18 protein-coding genes and 2 pseudogenes are annotated in these 22,661 nt (G+C 41.0%); 2 read left to right on the forward strand and 18 right to left on the reverse strand.

Annotation, left to right across the window (positions count from 1 at the left end; translation table 11 throughout):
• Positions 1-27: 27 nt before the first annotated feature.
• The 18 genes and pseudogenes from ACGEDC_RS00420 to smc form a co-directional block, all read right to left on the reverse strand.
• Complete coding sequence (locus ACGEDC_RS00420; RefSeq protein WP_394495745.1) at positions 28-501, reverse strand: hypothetical protein; 474 nt, start codon at positions 499-501, stop codon at positions 28-30.
• Positions 438-974: a hypothetical protein gene (locus ACGEDC_RS00425; RefSeq protein ID WP_394495747.1), complete on the reverse strand. Its 537-nt coding sequence runs from the start codon at positions 972-974 to the stop codon at positions 438-440. Before ACGEDC_RS00425 ends, ACGEDC_RS00420 begins: the two co-directional genes overlap by 64 nt.
• A gap of 140 nt (positions 975-1,114) precedes the next feature.
• Positions 1,115-1,789 carry an AAA family ATPase gene (locus ACGEDC_RS00430; RefSeq protein ID WP_394495749.1) on the reverse strand — a complete coding sequence of 225 codons (675 nt, stop codon included), beginning with the start codon at positions 1,787-1,789 and terminating at the stop codon, positions 1,115-1,117.
• The gene (gene sbcD / locus ACGEDC_RS00435; RefSeq protein WP_394495751.1) at positions 1,789-3,048 is read right to left on the reverse strand and encodes an exonuclease subunit SbcD; all 1,260 of its coding nucleotides are present in this window, start codon (positions 3,046-3,048) and stop codon (positions 1,789-1,791) included. The genes ACGEDC_RS00430 and sbcD overlap by 1 nt, the downstream gene beginning before the upstream one ends.
• Positions 3,049-3,126: 78 nt before the next feature.
• Positions 3,127-3,887 (reverse strand): annotated as a pseudogene (locus tag ACGEDC_RS00440) (TSUP family transporter).
• A gap of 204 nt (positions 3,888-4,091) precedes the next feature.
• Positions 4,092-5,471, reverse strand: a complete 1,380-nt coding sequence (locus tag ACGEDC_RS00445) for an SLC13 family permease (protein ID WP_055024691.1) — start codon at positions 5,469-5,471, stop codon at positions 4,092-4,094.
• A 437-nt stretch (positions 5,472-5,908) separates the two neighbouring features.
• Positions 5,909-6,826, reverse strand: coding sequence for a M14 family metallopeptidase (locus ACGEDC_RS00450; RefSeq protein ID WP_119969390.1), 918 nt, complete (start codon positions 6,824-6,826; stop codon positions 5,909-5,911).
• 103 nt (positions 6,827-6,929) lie between these two features.
• A complete protein-coding gene (locus ACGEDC_RS00455) occupies positions 6,930-7,394 on the reverse strand; it encodes a GNAT family N-acetyltransferase (RefSeq protein WP_055024693.1) in 465 nt (154 codons plus the stop codon).
• A 78-nt stretch (positions 7,395-7,472) separates the two neighbouring features.
• Positions 7,473-8,993: a serine/threonine protein kinase gene (locus ACGEDC_RS00460; RefSeq protein ID WP_394495755.1), complete on the reverse strand. Its 1,521-nt coding sequence runs from the start codon at positions 8,991-8,993 to the stop codon at positions 7,473-7,475.
• A gap of 50 nt (positions 8,994-9,043) precedes the next feature.
• On the reverse strand, positions 9,044-9,457 hold the full coding sequence (locus ACGEDC_RS00465) for a nuclease-related domain-containing protein (protein ID WP_394495757.1): 414 nt from the start codon (positions 9,455-9,457) through the stop codon (positions 9,044-9,046).
• A 244-nt stretch (positions 9,458-9,701) separates the two neighbouring features.
• Positions 9,702-10,094, reverse strand: coding sequence for a ribonuclease E inhibitor RraB (locus ACGEDC_RS00470; RefSeq protein ID WP_080916064.1), 393 nt, complete (start codon positions 10,092-10,094; stop codon positions 9,702-9,704).
• A 10-nt stretch (positions 10,095-10,104) separates the two neighbouring features.
• Positions 10,105-10,338, reverse strand: coding sequence for an RNA-binding S4 domain-containing protein (locus ACGEDC_RS00475; protein WP_055024696.1), 234 nt, complete (start codon positions 10,336-10,338; stop codon positions 10,105-10,107).
• 118 nt (positions 10,339-10,456) lie between these two features.
• Complete coding sequence (locus ACGEDC_RS00480; protein ID WP_394495760.1) at positions 10,457-11,293, reverse strand: SDR family oxidoreductase; 837 nt, start codon at positions 11,291-11,293, stop codon at positions 10,457-10,459.
• Between the two features lie 212 nt (positions 11,294-11,505).
• Positions 11,506-12,699, reverse strand: coding sequence for an HD-GYP domain-containing protein (locus ACGEDC_RS00485; protein WP_394495762.1), 1,194 nt, complete (start codon positions 12,697-12,699; stop codon positions 11,506-11,508).
• Between the two features lie 294 nt (positions 12,700-12,993).
• A pseudogene (locus ACGEDC_RS00490) lies at positions 12,994-13,455 on the reverse strand (DUF2919 domain-containing protein); the annotation flags it as partial.
• 177 nt (positions 13,456-13,632) lie between these two features.
• Entirely contained in the window at positions 13,633-15,639 is a 2,007-nt protein-coding gene (gene ligA / locus ACGEDC_RS00495; RefSeq protein ID WP_394495764.1) for an NAD-dependent DNA ligase LigA, read from the reverse strand.
• 79 nt (positions 15,640-15,718) lie between these two features.
• On the reverse strand, positions 15,719-16,804 hold the full coding sequence (zipA, locus tag ACGEDC_RS00500) for a cell division protein ZipA (RefSeq protein WP_394495766.1): 1,086 nt from the start codon (positions 16,802-16,804) through the stop codon (positions 15,719-15,721).
• A gap of 20 nt (positions 16,805-16,824) precedes the next feature.
• Positions 16,825-20,310 (reverse strand): chromosome segregation protein SMC, encoded by a 3,486-nt coding sequence (gene smc, locus ACGEDC_RS00505; RefSeq protein ID WP_394495768.1) that lies wholly within the window; start codon positions 20,308-20,310, stop codon positions 16,825-16,827.
• Positions 20,311-20,498: 188 nt separating this feature from the next.
• Between smc and cysZ the strand changes: the two genes are divergently transcribed.
• Both cysZ and ACGEDC_RS00515 read left to right on the forward strand, forming a co-directional pair.
• Positions 20,499-21,263, forward strand: coding sequence for a sulfate transporter CysZ (gene cysZ, locus ACGEDC_RS00510; RefSeq protein WP_055024702.1), 765 nt, complete (start codon positions 20,499-20,501; stop codon positions 21,261-21,263).
• A 293-nt stretch (positions 21,264-21,556) separates the two neighbouring features.
• Complete coding sequence (locus ACGEDC_RS00515) at positions 21,557-22,531, forward strand: carbohydrate binding family 9 domain-containing protein (RefSeq protein WP_394495771.1); 975 nt, start codon at positions 21,557-21,559, stop codon at positions 22,529-22,531.
• Positions 22,532-22,661: the final 130 nt, after the last annotated feature.

Below are 22,661 nucleotides of genomic sequence, written 5' to 3' on the forward strand. Positions count from 1 at the left end.
CTTGAATGAGCTTAGCTCGCTCTTGGGTTAAATTAACGATTTGCTGCTCTTGTTTAAGCAGCATTTGTAAATCTTTAACCTGCTGATTTTTTCACTCCAAGCACTACGTACTTGCTGTAATTCTTGAGCAATCGCAGAGATCTGCGCAGCAAAATGCTGATTTTCATTAGTCGCGTTATGACTTTGCGTCACTAAGTCAGTATGTGCAACTTGTAACTGCTGTAATCTAGTACGGGAGACTTGCTGTTCAATCAAATTTTGGTACTGAGCTTGTAAATCCGCTTCTGAGCTTGTACCTAAACACTGAGTTAATTGCTGCTCACTATGTGTTAATGCTAACTGCTTTGTCTGTAATTCAGCGTTAAGTGACGCTAAAGCCTCATTTTGCTGCACCAACTGCTGTTGGTTAAACATGTCTTGCTGAGATAGCGTTGAAATTAACTGCGATAATTCATTTTTTTCAGCTGTAATCCTGACAAATTCATTGCTTGCTGCTGCCAAGCTGCAATATTGCTTTGAATTAATTGTCCTTGAGGATACAAGGCAATCACTTTGTCATTATCTGAAAGTGACTGGTTTAACTGATTTAAGTTTTGAGTTAGCTCAAGCTGAGACTCTGTGATTTTTTGCTGTTGAATTGTTTGTTGATACTTATTTTTCGATTGTTGATCACATTGAAAATTCAGTTGCTCAATTTTATTATCAAGCGGTTGAACTTGCTCCTCAATCAAGGTGAGCAACTCAGTGTGTTGCAGCTTTACTGAATCAAATTGCTCTTGTCGTTTTAAATGTTCTGTCTTAGCGGCTTCAAGGGATAATTGCGACTGTTGCTGCGCTTGGGATAGTGTCAGTTGCTCTGTTTGCAATTGATTTTGCTGCTGTTCGAGTTTGGTTAAGCTTTCAAATAATGGAGCAAGCATCTGAGCAGGCTCACTTGCTTCTAGTTTAGCGAGTGACTCAGCTTGGGCGGTCAATTCGCTTTGTGCAACGTCCAGTTCACGTTCACTTTCAGTCAGTTTTGCGGTGTTTTGTTCAAGCTGTTTTGCCCAATTAAGTTGCTGCTGTTGCTGATTTAACAGGCTTTGTAACTTAGCAGATTGCAGCTCTCCTTCGCTTAGCTGTTTGTTTTTTCAGCAATATCCACATCTGATAACAGTTCTACATTATCAGTTTTGGCTTCAAGTAAGGTTAAGGCTTGTTTCGCTTGTGTAAAATTAACATGCACTTGCTCTGAAATCTGACCATAAATTTCAGTTCCCGTTAACTCTTCGAGTAACTCAGCCCTATCATTAGCATCCGCATTTAAAAATGCGGCAAACTGACCTTGCGATAACATCATCGACTTGGTGAAACGAGCAAAATCTAATCCGGTTATAGCTTCAGTTAGCTCGGTCTTTTGCTTTACCTGGCTAGCGATAATTTTACCAGAATCAAGTTCAGCTAATTCCACCTGTGCATCTTGTAAATTGCCATCAATTTGACCACGTGAGCGGCGTTGACTCCAAAAGGCACGATAACCTTTACCTTTCACTTCAAACTCAACCTCCGCTAAACACTCACTGGTACCTCGGGTCATCAATTCATTCGTGGATTTTGAAATCACTTTTAATCTGGGGGTGCGATGATATAACGCTAAGCAAATGGCATCTAAAATCGTGGTTTTACCCGAACCTGTCGGCCCTGTAATCGCAAACAGTCCATTTTCTTTAAATGGCGATTGAGTAAAATCAATTTTCCATTCATTTTTTAATGAGTTTATATTTTTAAATCTCAGGCTGAGGATTTTCATTATTTATCCTCCAGCGTTGATTGCTCGGCAACTTGAGCCACCACTAGGGCAAACTGTGACTTCACTCTTTCAAGCCGCAGTTGTTGCTCAGCCTCAGTAAAGTCCTCTTGTGCTAAACGTCGCTCAAATACATCATTCACGGACAACTCTGATAAGGTTTCATTTTCAAGTTGCTCAATTTGTTGATGACGTTGCTGCCTTGCACGCTTTAATTGCAGGACTTCAACCGCTAAAGGCTCGGTAATATCCGCAATACGTGTTTGTAAATCACTCAAGAAGTCTTGTTGCGCCACCTCAATGCTAAGCCAAGTTAGCTCAATATCCTGATGACAACCATCTGTTGGTTTTAACGAAAACTCAGACAATAGCTGCTCAATTTCAGTCAAGCTACCTTTAATATTTGCCATAGGTTGAAAGCGAGGCACTTCAATTGGTGTAACCTGAGCTAATTTATCCTTGTCAAAATCCACTAAAAACACACTCTTTTGACCTGCAAGTTCATCAAAACTTAATGGGATCGGAGAACCGCTATAACGAATATGCTCCGTTTTGGCAATTTTTTGAGGTCGATGAATGTGCCCAAGCGCAATATAATCAGCTGCAGGGAATAACGATGCATTAAACGCATCTAAACTGCCGATATAGATATCTCGTACTGATTCACTCGTACTTGCCCCAACTGTGGTGAGGTGGCCGGTCGCAATGATAGGTAAAGCTTGTGATTGTTCACTATTCAATGTTTGTGCGTATTCAAAGCAGGATTGATAAAGCGCAGCAATTTCGTTACCTAGTTTGCGCTGTTTATCTGAGCTAGATTCACCTGATTGACTTAATACCATATCTCTAGGGCGCAAATAAGGTAAGGCGCAAACAATGGCACAAGGTTGCTGGCTTTTATCCTTCACTAACAATACATGTTCGCGAACATCATCTAACGCGCCGGGGATAACACTTGCATTGAGACAAGCCAGTAATTGTTTTGATTCGCCAAGTGTTGCCACTGAGTCGTGATTACCGCCTAATACAATAAGCTGGCAGCCAGTTTTTTGTATATCGACAATAAACTGATTATATAAACTGCGGGCATAACTTGGTGGTGTGCCAGTATCAAAAATATCACCCGCTACAATTAGCGCATCGACATCATGTTCACCAATCTGCTCAAGCAGCCAATGCATAAATAATTGATGTTCATGTGCACGACTTTTACCATAAAAATTTTGCCCAAGGTGCCAATCTGAAGTGTGAATAATGCGCATGAAAACCTATTTCAATAACTGTTGAATGTGTAGTAACAGGATATACCTGAAAGCGAATACCTTAGTGTTAGGATACGCCTAACCGTATTGAGACCACAGTAACTTAAAGCTCATCAAAAATGACATAGTAACCACTAAAGGTTTAATAATTTTTACCCCTTTCGTCATCACAAGTCGTGAGCCTAACGTTGCCCCAATGGCTTGGCCTACCAACATAATCAGACCAAGTACAATCGCAACTTGACCACCAATCAAGAAGAAAATCAATGATGAAATGTTGGTAGCAAAGTTTAGAATTTTGGCGTGAGCAGTTGCTTTAGCAAGGCCATAGCCCGCTAACGAAACAAATGCTAATGCAAAAAACTGCCCGTTCCAGGCCCAAAGAAACCATCATAAAACCCTACCCCTAACGCTGCTGTAAAGGCGAATACAGTCGGTGTTAATACTTGCTGCTTATCGTTTTCGGATATTTTTTTCGAAAATAGAAAATAACAACCGATAGCCAGAATCAAAAATGGCAAGACTAACTCAAGCACGGACACATCAATCATTTGAACTATGATAGTTCCCACTGCTGCGCCAGCGAAAGCACAGACGATAGACAACTTAGCTTGCTTTAAATCAACCATGCCTTTGCGTATAAAATACAAACTGGCAAAAAAACTACCACCACAGGCTTGTAGTTTATTGGTACCAAGCGCCGCTGCAGGAGGTAAACCTGCCCACATTAATGCAGGAATAGTCAGTAAACCACCGCCACCAGCAATGGCATCAATAAAGCCTGCTAAAATGGCAACAAAGAATAAAATGACTGCGATCTGTAGGGTGAGTTCGAACATGAAATTGATCTTAAATTATTATTAATAGGCCATTAGACCTGCTTTAAATACAAAATTCAAAAGCTATCTGTTACAAACGTAAAATTGGTAAATTTACAAAACTAATTGCAAGAATTCATTAACATTTTTGGCGGTTAATTAAACTGCAAATAGCAAAAAAGCAGCCTAAGCTGCTTTTTGGTTAACGCTATTTTTGTCTATGGCTTAAAAACCCCAAAAGAAGTTAGTGATCATAAAGAGCACAAACATACTGATAAAGTTAATAATGACACCTGCTCTCATCATTTCTGATTGTTTAATATAGCCCGAACCAAACACAATCGCGTTAGGCGGAGTTGCTACAGGCAACATAAACGCACAAGAAGCCGCTATACCAATCACCACCGAAATCATTACAGGTGACAAGCCTAATGGTTCTGCAATTGCGGCAAAAACAGGAACTAATAACGCAGCGCTTGCGGTATTACTGGCGAACTCTGTCAGCATGACCACAAAGGCAATCACTGCAATAATAAACAATGCCATGTGCGCGTTACCAAAAATATCAGTCACAAAATGTGCTAAGAATACACTGGTGCCTGTTGCTTTAAGCACCGCACTCAAGGTTAACCCACCTCCGAATAAAATCAGTACGCCCCAATCTGTAGTTGATTCAATTTTCTTCCAATCAACCAGTTTTAAGCTCGCAAGCACCACGACAGCACCTAAAGCGACAATCGTGTCGAATTTGCTAATTCCACCTAAGGCCTGAGAAATCGGCTTACTGAATATCCAACAACAAACTGTCGCAAGAAATATCACTAAGGTCAGCTTGCCACTTAATGAAAGTGACGTATCTTCAGCTTTCAGTTCACACCTTGCTGATAAATCAGGTTTCAGAAAGATATATAACGCCACCAGCATCGCAGGTAGCATTAACGCGACTGTCGGTAACCCAAACGCTAACCAGTCACTAAACGTTAAACCAACTTGCGCTGCAGCAATAGCATTTGGCGGGCTGCCGACTAATGTACCAATACCGCCAATGTTTGCTGAATAAGCAATGCCAAGTAAAACAAACAAATAAGTGGTTTTATGCTCTTTAAAATCTAATTGATGCAATATACCAAGCGCTAGAGGTAGCATCATGGCTGCGGTGGCAGTGTTACTGATCCACATCGACAATACTGCAGTAACCACAAACAACAATAGACACGCGATACCTAACTTGCCTTTAGAGAACAACAACACTTTTTGGGCAATTAAACGATCAATACCCTGATGATTTAATGCTGCAGCTAATACAAAGCCACCAAAGAACAAATAAATAATAGGGTTAGCAAAATTGCTCATTGCTGTTTGGGTATCAAATACGCCCAAGAACACGGCCAAAATAGGTATTAATATTGCCGTAATACTGATATGAATCGCTTCAGTCAGCCACAAAATCGCAGCAAAAATAAGCAGTGATAGCCCTGTATTAATGCCTTGTTCAAATGGCAGAAAGTTATACAACAACGCAAATAGTGCGATGTTGCTAAACAAAATAATAAAATGTCGTTTATTAGTCACTTCTGTAGGTGACTTATTGGGTATGTTTTCCATTGAAGCGCCCTCCCTTATTTTTTAATGTGGACAATGTAGATCACACTCATAAAGAAGATAAAGCTTTGTTTTATGGTTAATTAATTACACCCTAACAAGTTAACAATGTGACAAACTGCTCACCAAATACCTTTTTTGTGATTACAACGAACAATAACCATGAGCGATGTGTGGTAATAAAGTTTCATTTATCGCATTTTATGTTCTAGACCGCTTAAAAAAGAATGTTTATGAGCAACCAAAAGTGTGATCAGTGTCTAACAAAAAAATCACAGTCTGCTTAGTGCATGCTTATGGCGGATTCCGTGATCAAGATCGCCACAGCATCACCGGAAAACACCATAAAAAAACCTACCAATAGGTAGGTTTTATCTTTAAAAACGAAAAGCTGGTGATATCAACTGGCTAGCTAGCCAATAAACAAGCAACTTATGTTGCTAACGCTTTGCCAGCAAATAATCTAGACCACTGCAAATCGCTGCCACTTGAGCCAAAATACAATTTTCATCATCTGATAGCGGACTGTCCGGATAAACTTCCGTCGTGGTTTTGTATTGAGCTTGGGTTAACCCTGCACATAAGCCAAGTTCACTGCACGGATAGTTAATCACTCCAAACTGTGACAATTCAACACCAATCAATTTGCCATCATCATCTGCAGGCGCGATGTGCGTCACTGCAGCAACGCCTTTTATAATCGCCGTTTGAAATTCATCCTGTGGGTTTTCAGAATCACCAACTAAATAGAAACCATCTGGAATATTCCAGTTATGATTAACTGTGCCCTCTCTAGCGGCAAGCGCAGGTCTAAATTCTGAATTATCAGTATCTGTGGTTTCATGCAGATCAATATGAGCAAGAAAATCTACACCTAAATCTGACACAGCGTTAAGCAATGAAGCAGACTCTTCAGCTGGGCTATTAGGGTAAAACGAGCGATTAGGATCGACTGCGTTAGGGTTCCAACGGTTGATCGTCTCATAACCCCATGGGCTAACACATGGTGCTATGACTAAATTGAAATGTTCTGCGTAGGCTTTGGCTTTAGTTTCGACAAAACGAATCGCCCCTTGAACACCACTGGTTTCATAGCCATGAACGCCACCAGTCACAAGCACAACAGGCTTATTGGCATCCCACTCACCTTTGATAAGAAATAAAGGGTATTTAGCTTCATCGTACGATAGCGCACCATATTGAGTAACAGTAAAAGACTTTGCTAATGCTTCTATTTTACTCACAACCTCTTGCTGATAACTGCGTTTAATTTGTTGCAGCGAAAACCATTGCTGCTTATCTTCATCAGTCCACTTCTGACCCTTACGGCCAATGTGATACATTTCGCTTTGTTGCATATAGGACCTACTTTTATATTTATTATTTTTTGCTCAGTAAAAAGCGTAAACCTGCTGATTGAGATAATCCGTTAATGCCAACAGGTTTATTACCGAATGCAGCTTAACAAACAGCTTGATGGTCGTTAATAGATAAACTGTAAGAGAAAAATCGCGTGTCTTTAACAAAGCCTATTTTTTCATAAACCGATTGGGCTGGAAAGTTAACCTTTGCAGTCCCTAAATCCACTCTTACCGCATTCAGGCCTCTTGCTAACTCAATAGAGCATTGAATTAATCGATTGGCAACGCCTTGATTTCGAGCGTCAGGATCAACGAACAAATCGTTAAGCACCAAAATCTTACCTAGCTCAACTGTTGAAAAGCTTTGATAATTTAATACGAAACCAACGGGATTACTTGCTTCGTCGTACGCTGCAAAAATGAAAGCTTCTTGCTCACGCAAACGCGCGGTTAAATACTCGATATATTGATTTTTTGGTAACTCAACACCATAAAAAAACATATATTGCGAAAAGAGCGGCAAGATATCGTCAATGTCTGACATTGTGACACGGTTTATTATCATTATTTCCCTCATTTATTATTGCTGGTAAAGCAAGTATTGGGTGCAAACATCCTTAATTGCACCCTTGTAAAATACTGTTTATAAGCCTGAATTTTCAAGCTCTTGTTCATCAAGACCTAATTGCTTAGCGTAACTCACATTAGGCACTATGCGCATTTCAAATTTTAAAATTTTATAGCAAGCATCGTAAAATGCTTCACCAAGCCATTGCTTATCATATTGCTCTAGTGCTCGCAGCATCGCATCTGCAGAAGAGCCCTGTTTAATCGACTCAGGTGCCATCGCATCAATAAAACTTGCTACTAAACCGTACAAGTCTTTTTCTGCATCACCTTCGACCGACCAAAGTGTCGGATCGGCATATTGCGCGGCATAATGAGTTGCCGCAATATCAGAACCAATACCAAAGTTTACTAATGTGGCTTTTTCATCACGACAAATGATGTTTTTAGGGCAAATGGCTCCATGGTGTATATCTAGACTATGTAAATATTGCAGCGCAGTTAACAGTTGCACAAACCATAATCTAGGTTGGCCTACCTCGATAGTTTGCACTTCATCAAGTCCAACACCCTGAACCCAATCACGTGCGATAAACAAGTCATCAGATTGAGGTAACTGTCCAAACGCTAATACTCGTTCTACATGAGGATGATAAATCTTCGCTAAACTACGATACATATTACTTAACGTGTGCCATTGATTGTCAACATCTTGATAGACACTGACACAGCAAGGGTAGTTACCTTGGATATGCAATGCTCGCCACAACTGACTACGTGAAGTGGCCGAGATAAAATGATCTAACCGATAGTGATGGTCAATAACAGCACCTTTTTCTATTTCGACCTTCTGCGGCAGGGTATCACATACACCCAAGTCAATTAACGCCGATAAATCACAGCGAATGGCATCTAAATCTATCGTACTGCCATTGGCTGCAGCGCGGTACCATTGGTAAATTCGAGGTTGCAGTGTTTTTTCAGCTAAAGATAAAAACGCTTGCGCATAGGCTTTAATATCTTCGCTGGTGTTAAGTGAATCTTTAATATCAATAAATTCAACATCAGCATCTTCTGAGATAAAGATACAATTGTCGGCCCAGCCACCGATGGTATAACCTCGACGATGGATCTGTTGAAGCCCTGTCACGCTGCGTCTTAGAATTTCAAGTAGTTGATAGGTGGTTTGTTTATCTACTTCAAAAATATTAAGCGGCACACCACGTGGCATTCTTATCGGTAGCACAACTTGCTCACCATCTTGAATTAACGGCGCGCAAAAAGGAACACAACTGCAGCCTGATAATGACTGAATACGCTTAAATTCATCTCTAAGTTTTTGCTCATGGTTAGTTGCATCAATACTGTGCTCAAACTGGCTTGTCACGAGAATTTTTAACAGCCAAGGGGCTGTCCAACCACCTGGATTGTACTCAGATTGCCAAACCTCTAAACCTTGTTGTAAAAAGAGACATTTAAGCTTAATAAAATCTTGGATCTTATTATTACGCTGCTCAACTAACGCCACTTGGCCAATCGTATCCAACACCATTTCTTTTTGCGTTTCAGTTACAGGGTGGATATGAGGCGCCGTCAAGCCCCACTCTTTTGTCAATGCTTCAATGATTTTCGCTGGGGTATAAATACTTAGTTTTCCGGTGTCTTTCTCGACCAGAATTTCTTCCCTTTTCGGCCAGTAACAAACACCATGCCTTGACACCAAGGAGCGTAAACCCCCACTGGAATTTTATTTTTAAGCTTACCCGCAAGGACTCGAGCAACATAGTTAGCTTTAGACAAGCTATTATCAACATGGCGTCCATCGAGTGACCAAGCATGGAGACCTGCATTCAATCGACCGATGTAGCCTTTTACATCGACAACATAAACGCCAAATTCACCCACAACTAAGGCATCAACTTCCATGGCTTGGCCGGTATGAGTTGGAATTTCAACGTTTGTGAGAAGTAAATAATCTTCAGGAAGTTCGTCTGATAATAAAGAGAATGCCCAACGTTCGGCGTCGTTAACTGGGGTACCAAAGCTAATATGTCTTGCCATTGAGAATGCGACTCCACTAATAATTATTATTTCTGCATGTGGCTACATCCTATAATAGAAAGGCACAAAAAAACCACCATAAAGGTGGTTTTTGTTTTCATAATATTAACAGTCATTACATCATATTATTTTTGCTTACTGCTTACTGCTCACTGAGATAAGACATAGTTCATCTAGGTTTAGCAAGCCATAATTAGCAATGAATGCGAGCTCATCGAGCTAACAGCGTTAACGTGATGTCTGACTAGTGAGAATGCGAGCAGTTATCATCACACTCATGGTCATCGTCAGCAAATTCGTCATCACCCTCTTGGTGTTGCATCACGCCCCAACCATCTGTCATGCCATCAAACTCTTGAGCAAAATCATTTAGCTCAATTTCTTTTGCGACTAAAGTTTCATATGCTGGAACCATATTCAGACAAACAATCAGCTCCCACTTTTCAATCTCTTCACTAAAGTTAAGCTCAAGCTCACCTTTTAGATCCGTTTGCGCTAACGCTTCAAGCGCTGATTCAGCATCACGTTGATCATCAAAAATCAAAAAGAAATCAACATCTAGTGCAACGCTCAAATCAATACCTGATTCGGCCATCGCCGCAAGCATTTTACCATTATCATCATCAGGGAATTGCATGATTGTATCCTTATACGCTGGCAACGATTTTAATACGTTCACCATTAAACTCGATTACGTCTCCAACCACACACTTCTTGCGTTTGCGGGTATCAACGTCGTTGTTTACTTTTACAAGACCCTCAGAGATAACGTGCTTAGCTGCGCCGCCACCATCTACTAAACCTTGTACTTTTAATACTTTATATAACTCTACAAACTCATCGCCACTCAATAGTGGAAACTCTGCAACGTCGCTGCTCATTCAATATTGGCCTTTAATCATAAATATACTGCGTATTATACCTGATCAGGGATTAATACCAATCTTAAAACGCATTGAATCATGCAAGCTTACTGCGTTGCTTGTCATCATTAAAGCCTTAGCAAGCATCTAGCATCAACATCGGGTCACTGTGAATATAGTTAAATGCGAGTTGCTGGCAAATTAAATCACCAACAATCACTTTGCTGGGTTGTTTATCGTCATTAAAGCTTGGCTCGGCTAACCCCAAATGCTTAGCTGCATACCGATAAAATTCGCTGCGAGTCGGATGCTTAGGCGCGGCAAGGTTATAGGTCTCATTTACTGCTTGGTGAGCGCTTGTTGCCTTCACAATTGACGTCACCGCTTGAATACAATCATCAAGGTGAACTAGGTTTACCGCAACATTACCCCCTGCAATATTCTCTCTACCAGCAAAGAACTTACCAGGGTGCCTTTTGGGGCCAATTAAACCAGAGAAACGAAGAATACAGCTGTTGTTCATAGCAGCAAATTGCGATTCAGCCTTAAGTAATATGGCACTTTTATCATCATAAACCTGTGCATCATTTTCTGTCATATCTTTATCAATGGCAGGATAAACCCCAGTGGTACTAATAAAGATTACACGCTGGTACTGACGCTCACCAATCAATGAAATTAATCGCTGAACATGGGTCAGGTACTGACTTTCTCCACGTCTGAGTCCCGGCGGGATATTCACGATTAACATGTCTACATCGAAAAGCCCCGCATACGTCATGGCCTTTGACTCGAGTTCATTATCATTAATGGTACTTAAATCGAGTTCAAAAGGATTAATTTTATGCGATAACAGCGACGCACATCCTTCAGCAGTCCGCTTTGTTCCTGAAACATTAAAGCCTTGCTCAACAAGTAGTTTTGCCAGAGGTAATCCGAACCAGCCGCAACCAACAATCGCAATATCGTTCATACTTTCACTTCCGTATTCAATGATTCTTAGGTGGGAGATTTACTTATAAAATGAGCGAGTATAAAGCGTGTTTGGTAATATTGAACAGGGCTTTCAACAATTTATGCAATGTTAAAACAATCCTATTAGGGCTTACTCAGTTTCGGTTTTGGCGATGAGTTACCTGTTAAGTGATAAGAATACTGCAGTTACTGAATAAATTTGTGACTTGTTTAATCTTCAATATGGCTCACATAAAAACACACAGGACTTTTAGCTTGAAGCGTATCGATGACTTTTTCAGGTAATGTATCTATCTTAACAGTTTCAACGATGCTCACACCTTCATCTGTTAAACAGCGGATGGCAGATTGGCCTCCTCGTTCATTACAGCTATAAACTTGGGGTAATTTTGATTGGCGAGATGTCATGATAACTTTTGCAAAATGGCCATCAGATAACTTTACGACAGAGCCTGGTGGATAAATGCCTAACACTTTGACCAATATTTCAATGTATTCCTTTGCATGCTTACCGACTCGGGTTTTGAACAAGGTTCCTAATGCCACTTGAGGCGAACCCGTTTTCAGTAATAACCCTGCATAATCATTAGCAAGCGCAACAATTTGAGTTAATGCTGGAATTTTTTTCCCAGACAATTTATCAGGGTAACCGCTACCATCAATGAATTCGTGATGATGCAAAACAATATTCAGCATAGGCGCAGGAAATAACCCACTGCGATTGAGCATCTCATAACCCAAGTTAGGGTGTGTTTTTTGGTAATTTATTTCTACAGAAGTTAGATCCGTGCGCTTACGTCGAATTGCATCAGGGATTTTTAATTTGCCTATATCATGAAACACACAACCCAATGCAATATCTCTAAGCTCAGTAGGTGTTAGCCCAAGACTTTTTGCCATCATCATAGACAATACAGCAACAGATACGCTGTGCTGGGTCATACTAGGCTCTTTATCCACACTGGTTACAAGCACAAACTCAGGATGCTGAGTTTCAGAAAGGTGCGTCATTAACTGTTCAACCACAGACGAAGATTCACGATAAGACACTTCGGCGTCACTGACGACTTTACTGAAAGCGGGTCTCAAATCGCTGGCGGCTTTATTAAAGCGCTGTTGGCTTGAACGTATTGATTTTCTAATGGCGCCCTGAATATCAAACTCAACGACAGGCTCGATAGCCTCAACCACTTCTTCAGGCTCATCATCAGCTAATAAATGCATCCCGCTAATAACGGTAACGTAACTAATATCCAAACTGTTAATTAATTCGATTTCAGCTTGCGAGGTAACAGGGACTTTGTTGCGAAAAAATGGATTGTTAAACCACGACAAAGGCAGCTTTACCGTTAGCCCGACAACAATCTGCGACAAGGGAATATTGATAGGTTCCGTTTTTGACACTATTAGCTACCTTTGCAGTCCATACAGTTCATATTAATGCGAAATTCAATAATCGTTAATTCACATTATGATAAATGTAACGTATTGCATCAAATATACTATAAATAACGTCAAAAATATTGCAGCTTATCTAACAAGTTGATAAAACCGCTAGTTTTTTTCGTGAGTTTGCTCAATTGCGGACGGATTTTTAGGTCGATTGTATTGTTTTGCTTGATGCGCATCGAGCGTCTTTTCAATCAATTCGGTATTACTGTCTTTTTGATGATGTTGCTCAGCATTAAGATAGTCAGTTTCATTTTGCCAATCTTTAAAATAGTAATGTAACCGTTTTGATTTTAATAAATAAATTGCAGACCAGAAAATAAATAACGCATCAAGCGCAAAGCTCACACGAAACAAAAAGTCATCATGAACAAGTCGCTGATTCAATATGATGGCATCGACAATCAATAATAACCAAAGTCCATATTTAATCTTATTAAAAAAAGGCCTTGCGAGCTGAGGCGCCCGTTTTCTTTCCGCTATAATCAGCCCGTATATGATAACAGCGCCGACGCCAGCCATTAATGCCATTAGGAAGTCAGATTTCTCGGGATAAAATAATCGTACTAAACCAGCACGATCATTAAACTGAGTGAGTGATGCGATAAAAACACACCAACCACGAGCCAGAAAGACCAGTATCAGATATAAAAAAATGGGGGGTTTTATGTGCCCTTTTTCATCGAGCCAAGTGATATTACTGAAATTCACAACTTACCTATCAACATGCTTATAGTTGAACCTATATCAACTTGGTTAACCTGCTTTACTGTTTAAACCGACAACATCAGTGTAAAGCAGTGCTTGTTAAAGAGATAAGGGTTAAATCTCATAAAACAAGCACCCAAGTGATACATTCTTATCTGCAAACTGATTTGTGTGTATGGATTATGCCTTTAATAAAGTTAATAGCTCGTCTTCATTAATCACTTTAACGCCTAAATCCTGCGCTTTAGCCAGTTTAGAACCAGCGGCCTCACCCGCCACTAAGCAGTCAGTATTTTTTGATACACTCCCCGCTACTTTCGCTCCCAAGGCTTGTAATTGAGCTTTAGCATCATTTCGATTTAGCTGAGTTAAGGTGCCTGTTAACACCCACGTTTGGCCTTTAAGACTTAATTCTGCCTCATCAACCGCTTCAATCGCAGGCCAATTCACGCCTGCTTCAATTAACTTATCAATGACTTCAAGGTTATGAGGTTGAGCAAAAAAGTGCGCAATATGCTTTGCCACAATTGTCCCGACATCATCCACTTCAATTAAGGCATCAATATCTGCCGCTTTAATTGCATCCAGCGTTTTATAGTGACTTGCTAAGTTAGCGGCTGTTGCCTCGCCCACTTCACGGATCCCCAAAGCATAAATGAATCGAGCTAACGTCGTGGTCTTCGCATCATCTATCGCAGCAATTAACTTTGTCGCTGACTTCATTGCCATACGTTCAAGCATGGTCACCATTGATGCAGTTAAAGTAAACAGTTCAGCAGGGCTTTGTACAAGCTCCTTGTCAATCAGCTGCTCAACGACTTTATCGCCCATACCATCAATATTTAACGCTTTTCGTGAAGCAAAATGCTTAATCGCTTCTTTACGTTGAGCCTCACAAAACAAACCACCGCTGCATCGAGCAACCGCTTCGCCCTCTATACGTTCCACTAAACTTTGACATACGGGACACTCTGACGGGAAAGTAATCTCAGTTGCATTATCAGGGCGTTTTTCTGGCACAATGGCCACGATTTGTGGAATAACATCACCCGCGCGGCGAATAATTACGGTATCACCAATTTTGACGCCTAAACGCGCGATTTCATCGGCATTGTGTAACGTGGCATTTGATACAGTAACGCCGCCCACGAAGACAGGTTTTAAACGTGCAACTGGCGTTACCGCACCTGTACGACCGACTTGAAAATCCACATCTTCTAGTAAGGTCATTTCTTCTTGAGCTGGAAACTTATACGCGATAGCCCAGCGCGGCGCACGCGCAACAAAACCAAGCACTTGTTGTTTAGCAATATCGTTAACTTTTATGACGACGCCATCAATTTCATAAGATAACTCACTTCTGCGAGCCATAATATCGGCATAATAAGCGAACACTTCTGGTAAAGACTCGCAGACTTTCACTTCTTGGCTTAACGGTAGTCCCCATTCTTTAAGCTGGTTTAGTTGCCCAAAATGGGTATCAGCTAGTGGAGTCACTTCACCTTCGACTACCCCTAATGCATAGGCATAGAAGCCTAGTGCACGTGTTGCAGTAATTTTACTATCTAGCTGTCTTAAACTACCTGCGGCCGCATTACGTGGATTAACAAAGACCTTTTCGCCTTTACTCAATTGACGTTCATTTAATGCATCAAAAGCCGCTTTTGGCATGATGACTTCACCACGCACCTCTAATAGCTCTGGAAAGTGTTCTCCACGTAATTTGAGTGGCACTGACTTAATGGTTTTAACATTATCGGTAATATCTTCGCCCACCGCTCCATCACCACGTGTTGCAGCCCGTTCTAATATACCGTTACGGTATAGAATACTGACAGCTAGACCATCTAATTTAGGCTCACAACAATAATGAACCGTATCGACTTTATCGCTAATACGTTTATTAAATGCCTCAAAATCAGCTTGTTCAAAAGCATTATCAAGGCTCAACATTGGCTTTAAATGGGTAATTTGATCAAATTTGGCCAGAGGAGCGCCGCCTACACGTTGCGTCGGAGAGTCCGCACTCATTAGTTCTGGGTGAGCTGTTTCAAGTGCGATTAGACGTTGCATTAAGCGGTCATACTCAGCATCTGGAATACTAGGAGCATCGTCAACGTAATAACGAATATTATGGCTATGCAGTTCACTGCTAATTTGCTGAATTTCTGTTTTAATGTCTTGCATAAAAATCACTCATCTAAAGACAAATAAGGCCGCAAGTGCGGCCTCATTCTATTATCATTTAATATTAAATTGTCGCCGCTTACGCTACAACTCTGATACGGCCTAAATACTCTTGTTTGGTGCTATCCGTCCAAGGTTGACGTTGGCCATCTAAGACTTCTGCACCTAAATCATCAGCCAACTGCTGAGCAGAATTAAGCATGATTGAGAAGTTCATTAATGGATCGCCGTGACAAGGCAGAGTCATAAACAACACCACACCTTGGGTGACAAATTGCTCCATGTTATCTGGATCAAATACACCCGGTTTAAGCATGTTTGCCATCGAGAATAGTACTTTGCCGTTGCCAGCATTATCTAAGTGACGGTGGAAAATATCCATGTCGCCAAATTTGAAGTTTAATGACAGCAAGCTTGGTAATAGCTCAGCACCATGCATTTGCTCACCTTCACGAGCAACCACATGAAGCACTAATACATCTTGAGGCTCACCTAACGGCTCTTCTGGTTCTGCTGTGTCTATCACAGCATCTTGCGAAGTCGTCTCTTGCAATGTCGGTTTAACTGTCTCATTTACTGCCGCTTGAGCAACACTCGCTTCTTGCTTACTCTCTGCAGGCTCAACGTCAGCGGTCGTGATGGTTTCCACTTGGCTCGATTGTGGTTGAGAATAAGAGTCTTCTGCAAACAACGCTTGTTGAGTTGGCACATGCTCTTCAACTGCAGGTTGAATTTCTGCAATAGTTTCTTGAACTGGCTCGCTTACTTTCAGTACTGGCTCTTTACGCTCAGGATGATAACTTGGCGCTTGAGTATTAACCGCAGATTGATTTTGTAAACCAATGCCTTTTTTAGATCCCACTTCATTGATTTCAACATCATTATTGTCGGGTTGATGGCCTGAAGGTGCAGGGATTGGGCTTGGTTCTACTTTAGCGCCTTCACTTTTATCACTGTCCACTTTAACTCGACGAACTTCGCCAATACCGTCAGCATCAAACCCTTGAGAATCTCGCTGCTGAGCTTGGTCTTTATAAAAACCCGTCATTGGGTTGTCTTTTAGGCTTTTTGGTTGTTGTTTACGAATAGACCAAAAACCATGAACCAGTACTGCAATTATCGCTATTGCACCCAGTACAAACAAAACCAGTTGAAAATCTTCCATTGGTAACCCTGTAATCCTGTTTAATCCGCGTCGGCTAGTGCCACCGCTTCATCGATATCTACTGCGACTATACGTGAAACTCCCGGTTCATGCATAGTGACACCTATTAATTGATCAGCCATTTCCATGGTTATTTTATTATGACTGATATAAACAAACTGCACACTCTGTGACATCTCTTTGAGTAAACGACAAAATCGCTCAACATTGGCATCATCAAGTGGTGCATCGACTTCATCGAGCATACAAAATGGTGCAGGATTAAGTCTAAATATGGCAAATACTAATGATAAAGCGGTTAACGCTTTTTCTCCACCACTAAGAAGGTGAATCGTACTATTCTTCTTACCTGGAGGTTGCGCCATAATGGTCACTCCAGTTTCAAGTAAGTCATCGTCGGTCAATGCTAAATACGCTTTACCACCACCAAAAACTTTAGGAAACAACCTCGATAAGTCCGCATTTACCGCATCAAATGTCACTTTAAAACGACTACGTGTTTCTTTATCAATTTTTCTTATTGCTTCTTCAAGACTGGCTAAGCCTTTGTTTAAATCATTATCTTGATTGTCTAAGTAGGCTTTTCGCTCGCTTTGCTGCTCAAACTCTTCAATAGCGGCTAAGTTAATTGCCCCTAAGTGACTTATTCGCGCCCTGACTTTATCTAAACTCTTTTGCCAAGCGCCAACTTTAGCCCCTTCAGGTATCTCTTTGAGTACCGCCTGAATAGTAATTTGTTGCTCTTCGAGTAATTGGTATTGACCGTTAGCTTGACCTTTTAAACCTTCACGCCGTAACTTTAACCCGCTGAGCGATTGAGTCAAGTTTTGAAGTACACCAAGCTGTTGTTTTTGAATCAATACCGCACTATCGACACGTGTTTGCAACTCAGCTTGTTGCGTCCTGTTGGAATTTAACAATTGTTGCTTTGTTTGTTGGCTATCTAATTGCTGCGATAGTTGATTTTGTAACTGGGCTAATTGCTGATCGCCCAAGGTTTCATTTGTTTGTTTTTGCAGCAATCGTAACTGTTCCGTTTTTTCAGCAAGTCCTTGGCAAACTTGCTGTTGCTTGCTTAATTGCGCAGAAATCACCGCAGATTGAGTTTGTAACGCCTGTGACTTTTGTTGTAACTGATTAACTTCACGTTCCTGCTGGCTACGTTTCGATTTGCATTCACGCAATTGATGATTCGCAGTCTGCCAGTCTTGATTTGCTTGTTGCTGATGCGTCAACTGCTGTTGGTGCTGACCGGTTAATTGTTCAACTTCACTGGATAGCTGTGCGACAGTTAACTGCCCTTGCTCTATTTGTTGCTGACAATTGACGACTTGCTGATCTAAATTGCTTTTGCGTCGCTGTGTTTCTTTTTGCTGTTTTTGTAAGCTAAGACTCTGTGCCTCAAATTTACTGCAATTAAGCTGCAACTGATGGCACTTAGCTTGAGACGCTGCCATTTGTCCGTGAACATCCGCCACTTGATGAGTAAGCTCGCTCACTGCAATTTGTTCAGCGAGCAGCGTTTGCTGCAGTTCAGTTATTTCTGCGTCGAGTTGCACAGCTTCATTTTTAAGTGCAAGCTCAGATTGCTGACCTTCTGATTTACTAATCACAAAACCTTGACCGACGAGATAGCCGTCTTTGGTAGCAATAATGGTGTTACGGGACATTCTATTCTCACGAGATACAGAATTGCCACGAGATAAAGAATTGTCACCAAACTCAGTATTAGCATTTGGGTGTTCGAGTATTAACTTTGCCTCGGTAATGGAATCAACCCAAACCACCTGTTCAAGCCAAGGTGCAAGATTCACCGGCGCTTGAATTTGCGCCTGACTCCAACCTTTATCACAGCTGACAAACCCTCGTTCATCCCAATTATCAAGCGTGTTGACTTCTGTCTGTAAAATGCCCTGCAAAAGCAAGTCTACGGCTTGCTCCCAACCTGGAGTGACATTAATCACCTGCCATAAGGCTTGTTGATGCTCAGGCTGATTGTTACTCAACCATTGATCAATCAACTCATGTCGGGCAGTCAGCGAGGTTAAATGTTGCTTATTTTGCTGATACTGTTCAGATACTTGCTGCAGTGATTGTTGCTTATCTTCTAGCTGTTCAGTTAACTGATGTTTGATGTCATCTTCTAGTGCTAACTCTTGGGTTAGTGATGTAATCTGTTCATCTAACGCCGCTAGCTCTGCATGATTATTTTCATCAGTGTTGTGTTGTTGCTCAGCTTTTAACGAAATCAGCTGTTGCTGCAACACAGATAAACTTTGCTGCTGATGCTGCAATTTGTTTTGAGTTAACGCCGCTTCCATTTTGGCATTTGACACCGTATCAGACAGAATACTCAGGTGCTGTTGCAGCCCTTCAGCTTTTTCATCAACTTCTTGCAGTTGTTCACCAATGATAGCTAATTCTTCATTTGCACTACTAAGCTGTGGCGTTAAAGACTCAATTTCTGACGTCAGTTGCTGTTCTTGTACTGATAATGTTTGCAACTCATTGCTGGCTTCTTGATGTTGTTTCGTCACATCAGCTAATTGCTGCTCAAGCTGGGAATCTTGTTGCTGTTGATGCTTCAATTGCTGCTCAAGCTTGGCAATTTCTGTCCCCGCTTGATAATATTGCTCAACGAGCTTTTGTTCACTATCTGATAAGTCAGTGAGTTGGGCCTTTAGCTGAGTTAGCGTAAGTTCGGTGGTTTCACCTTGGGCTTTTTCTGCCGCAATAGATAACTCAAGCTGATTAATTTCAGTCGCAATATTATCACTTTGGCTTTGCAGTTCTTGATATCGCATCACCAGCAATTGAGCATGAAAGTCACGCTCCTGCTGCTTAAGTTCACGATATTGCTTGGCCGCTTGAGCTTGTTGGTCAAGTTTTTCTAACTGAGTGCCAAGCTCTAACCGAATATCGCTCAGCCGTTCAAGATTTTCACGGGTATGGCGGATCCGATTTTCAGTTTCACGGCGACGCTCTTTGTAACGAGATATTCCCGCCGCTTCTTCAATAAATACTCTAAGCTCTTGGGGTTTTGATTCAATAAGCCGTGAAATGGTGCCTTGCTCAATAATGGCGTAACTGCGGGGACCAAGACCTGTACCCATAAATAAGTCAGTAATATCTTTACGGCGACACTTTTGACCATTAAGGAAATAATTAGAGTCGCCATCACGGCTCACCTGACGTTTAACAGTGATCTCTTGATAACTGGCATATTGACCAGCAAGTCGGCCATCTATATTTTCAAAACTCAGCTCAATACTGGCCACTGATACAGGTTTACGGGCGCTTGAACCGTTAAATATAACGTCCATCATAGAGTCGCCACGTAAATGCTTGGCGCTACTTTCACCCAGCACCCAACGTACAGCATCAATCACATTAGATTTACCACAGCCGTTTGGACCAATAATGGCAGTCAATGGTTGATTAAAAGGAATTTTGGTTGCGTCAACGAACGACTTAAAGCCAGCAAGTTTTATTTGTTTTAATCGCATGTTGCTTAAGTCGTCGTTCCGTTAGGATAAGTAAGTGATATAAAAGTATGAATCAGATATACAGCTAACTTTACCAATCGCGCTGCATTTTGTAACGATTTTTATGACTTAAACACACTTTAAGGCTTGTTTTCCGAGCAATGCGTCACCACAATCAGTAATAAGTAGTTTTTTCAAGGATGTAATGAATGGCAATCAAACCCGTTAAAAGTGGTGTAAATTATTTTATTGATGGCTTTAAGCTGATAAAACAGCCAGGGCTACGTACTTTTGTGTTTATTCCCTTAATGGTCAACTTAGTCTTATTTTCAACAGCAATTTATTTTGCTGTCGGCAAACTAGATGAACTCTTTGGTTGGATGAACAGCCAAATACCTGAATACCTGACTTGGCTTAACTTTTTCTTGTGGCCGCTCGCAATCGTCAGCTTATTAGTGGTGATGTCATTTGTATTTAGCTCTGTGATGAACTGGATTGCAGCCCCTTTCAATGGACTGCTTGCCGAAAAAGTTGAAATGCATCTAACGGGTAAACCACTCAATTCTGGGACTACAGTTGATCTTATAAAAGACTTACCGCGGATCCTAGGACGAGAGTGGATTAAGCTTAAATACTATCTACCAAGAGCATTACTTTTTTTAGTGCTATTTATTGTACCTGTTGTTGGTCAAACTGCAGCGCCTATCCTTTGGTTCTTGTTTAGTGCTTGGATGATGGCGATTCAATATTGTGATTTTCCTTTTGATAATCACAAAGTCCCTTTTAATGATATGAAATTTGCTTTAGCTCAAACTAAAGGCACCAGCTACAGTTTTGGCGCAGCGGTGACTTTATTTTCAATGATACCTATCGTTAACTTTATCGTGATGCCTGTGGCGATTTGTGGTGCAACAGCCATGTGGGTCGATAAATACCGTGAAGCGTATAAACATCCAGAAATCGCTCCCGAATAACCTATACGCCCCCTATCCTAATAAAAATGCCCAAGCTTGCTTAGGGCATTTTTATTTACAGGACTAATATATACAGGTCTAAAGTCTAAGCTTGATTAATCCCCCTTAATCAAACGAATCGATACAAAACAAACAACGCGAAAACTTACCTAATCTAGCAACGCGACAACGACCTCACACTCAAGCAAGACAATTTGGTTACAATTTGAAACCATTTAAACACAAATAGTTAACGATCTTATCGATGGATTTTGCGACAATTGCTCAAACTCATCATAATTCTTACGTATATTGTGAATAAAACTGTTTATTTTCATACTCTTTTATCAGGCTTCTTTGCCACATCCCTCAGTTTAAGTGCCCCAGTAAATGCTGGCGATCCTCAGCAATTCAATGTCACGATTCCGACATTAACTCAACACGCTGAGATAGATGGTGAATTCAATGAGCCACAGTGGCAACAAGCCGCCAATATTCAACTTAAATACGAAACCTCTCCGGGTGAGAACATTGCCGCATTAGTAACAACAGATGCCAAAATATTCGCAACTGAAACCAGCCTATTTGTTGCCTTTACAGCCCATGACAATAACCCTTCCCAAATTCGCGCTAATTTACGTGATCGTGATAATTCATGGGGTGATGATCAAGTCGGGATTAAGTTAGATACATTTAATAATGCCCGTCTGGCTTATCAATTTTTCGTCAACCCTTATGGCGTTCAAAATGACTCTATTGAAAATGAGCTCACTGGCCAAGAAAGTGATGCATGGGATGGGATTTGGTATAGCGCAGGTAAATTAACCGAGCAAGGCTACCAAGTAGAAATCGAACTGCCTCTTAGATTATTTAACTTTGATGATAAAAAAGACATTCAAACTTGGGGAATAGAATTAGTCAGATTTTACCCTCGCAATGAAACTCACCGTTTATCAACCAACAAAATTGATAGAAACGTATCATGTCAACTATGTCAATTAGGCACTGCAACAGGGTTAGCTGGCGCGCAGCAAGGCCAAGATATACAAATTACTCCATCTATTGTTGCAGCGAGAAATAGCCAACGAGAATTGAATCCAAATCAGCCATGGCAAGATGAAGATGATATTGAGGTTGGATTAGATTTACGTTGGGGTATTACCCCGACAACCTTGCTTAATGCCACAATTAATCCTGATTTTTCTCAAGTCGAGGCAGACTCAGGTCAACTCGATGTGAATAATAATTTCGCATTGTTTTACCCTGAAAAACGGGCTTTTTTTAGATAACAAAGACTATTTCGATACTCAATTAAGCCTATTACACACTCGAAATATTAGTTCGCCAGATTATGGACTTAAATTAACGAGTAAAACTGACGACCATACCATTGCTGTATTAGCGGCAAACGATGAACAA

The sequence above is a fragment of the Shewanella sp. ENK2 genome (assembly GCF_043568515.1).
GTDB classification, from domain to species: Bacteria; Pseudomonadota; Gammaproteobacteria; order Enterobacterales; family Shewanellaceae; genus Shewanella; species Shewanella japonica.

Bases quoted from the DNA above. Each gene is read 5' to 3' on its own strand.
- ACGEDC_RS00430 (WP_394495749.1), bottom strand. From the start codon at position 1,789: ATGAAAATCCTCAGCCTGAGATTTAAAAATATAAACTCATTAAAAAAT.
- sbcD (WP_394495751.1), bottom strand. From the start codon at position 3,048: ATGCGCATTATTCACACTTCAGATTGGCACCTTGGGCAAAATTTTTAT.
- ACGEDC_RS00445 (WP_055024691.1), bottom strand. From the start codon at position 5,471: ATGGAAAACATACCCAATAAGTCACCTACAGAAGTGACTAATAAACGA.
- ACGEDC_RS00450 (WP_119969390.1), bottom strand. From the start codon at position 6,826: ATGCAACAAAGCGAAATGTATCACATTGGCCGTAAGGGTCAGAAGTGG.
- ACGEDC_RS00455 (WP_055024693.1), bottom strand. From the start codon at position 7,394: ATGATAATAAACCGTGTCACAATGTCAGACATTGACGATATCTTGCCG.
- ACGEDC_RS00465 (WP_394495757.1), bottom strand. From the start codon at position 9,457: ATGGCAAGACATATTAGCTTTGGTACCCCAGTTAACGACGCCGAACGT.
- ACGEDC_RS00470 (WP_080916064.1), bottom strand. From the start codon at position 10,094: ATGCAATTCCCTGATGATGATAATGGTAAAATGCTTGCGGCGATGGCC.
- ACGEDC_RS00475 (WP_055024696.1), bottom strand. From the start codon at position 10,338: ATGAGCAGCGACGTTGCAGAGTTTCCACTATTGAGTGGCGATGAGTTT.
- ACGEDC_RS00480 (WP_394495760.1), bottom strand. From the start codon at position 11,293: ATGAACGATATTGCGATTGTTGGTTGCGGCTGGTTCGGATTACCTCTG.
- ligA (WP_394495764.1), bottom strand. From the start codon at position 15,639: ATGCAAGACATTAAAACAGAAATTCAGCAAATTAGCAGTGAACTGCAT.
- zipA (WP_394495766.1), bottom strand. From the start codon at position 16,804: ATGGAAGATTTTCAACTGGTTTTGTTTGTACTGGGTGCAATAGCGATA.
- smc (WP_394495768.1), bottom strand. From the start codon at position 20,310: ATGCGATTAAAACAAATAAAACTTGCTGGCTTTAAGTCGTTCGTTGAC.
- cysZ (WP_055024702.1), top strand. From the start codon at position 20,499: ATGGCAATCAAACCCGTTAAAAGTGGTGTAAATTATTTTATTGATGGC.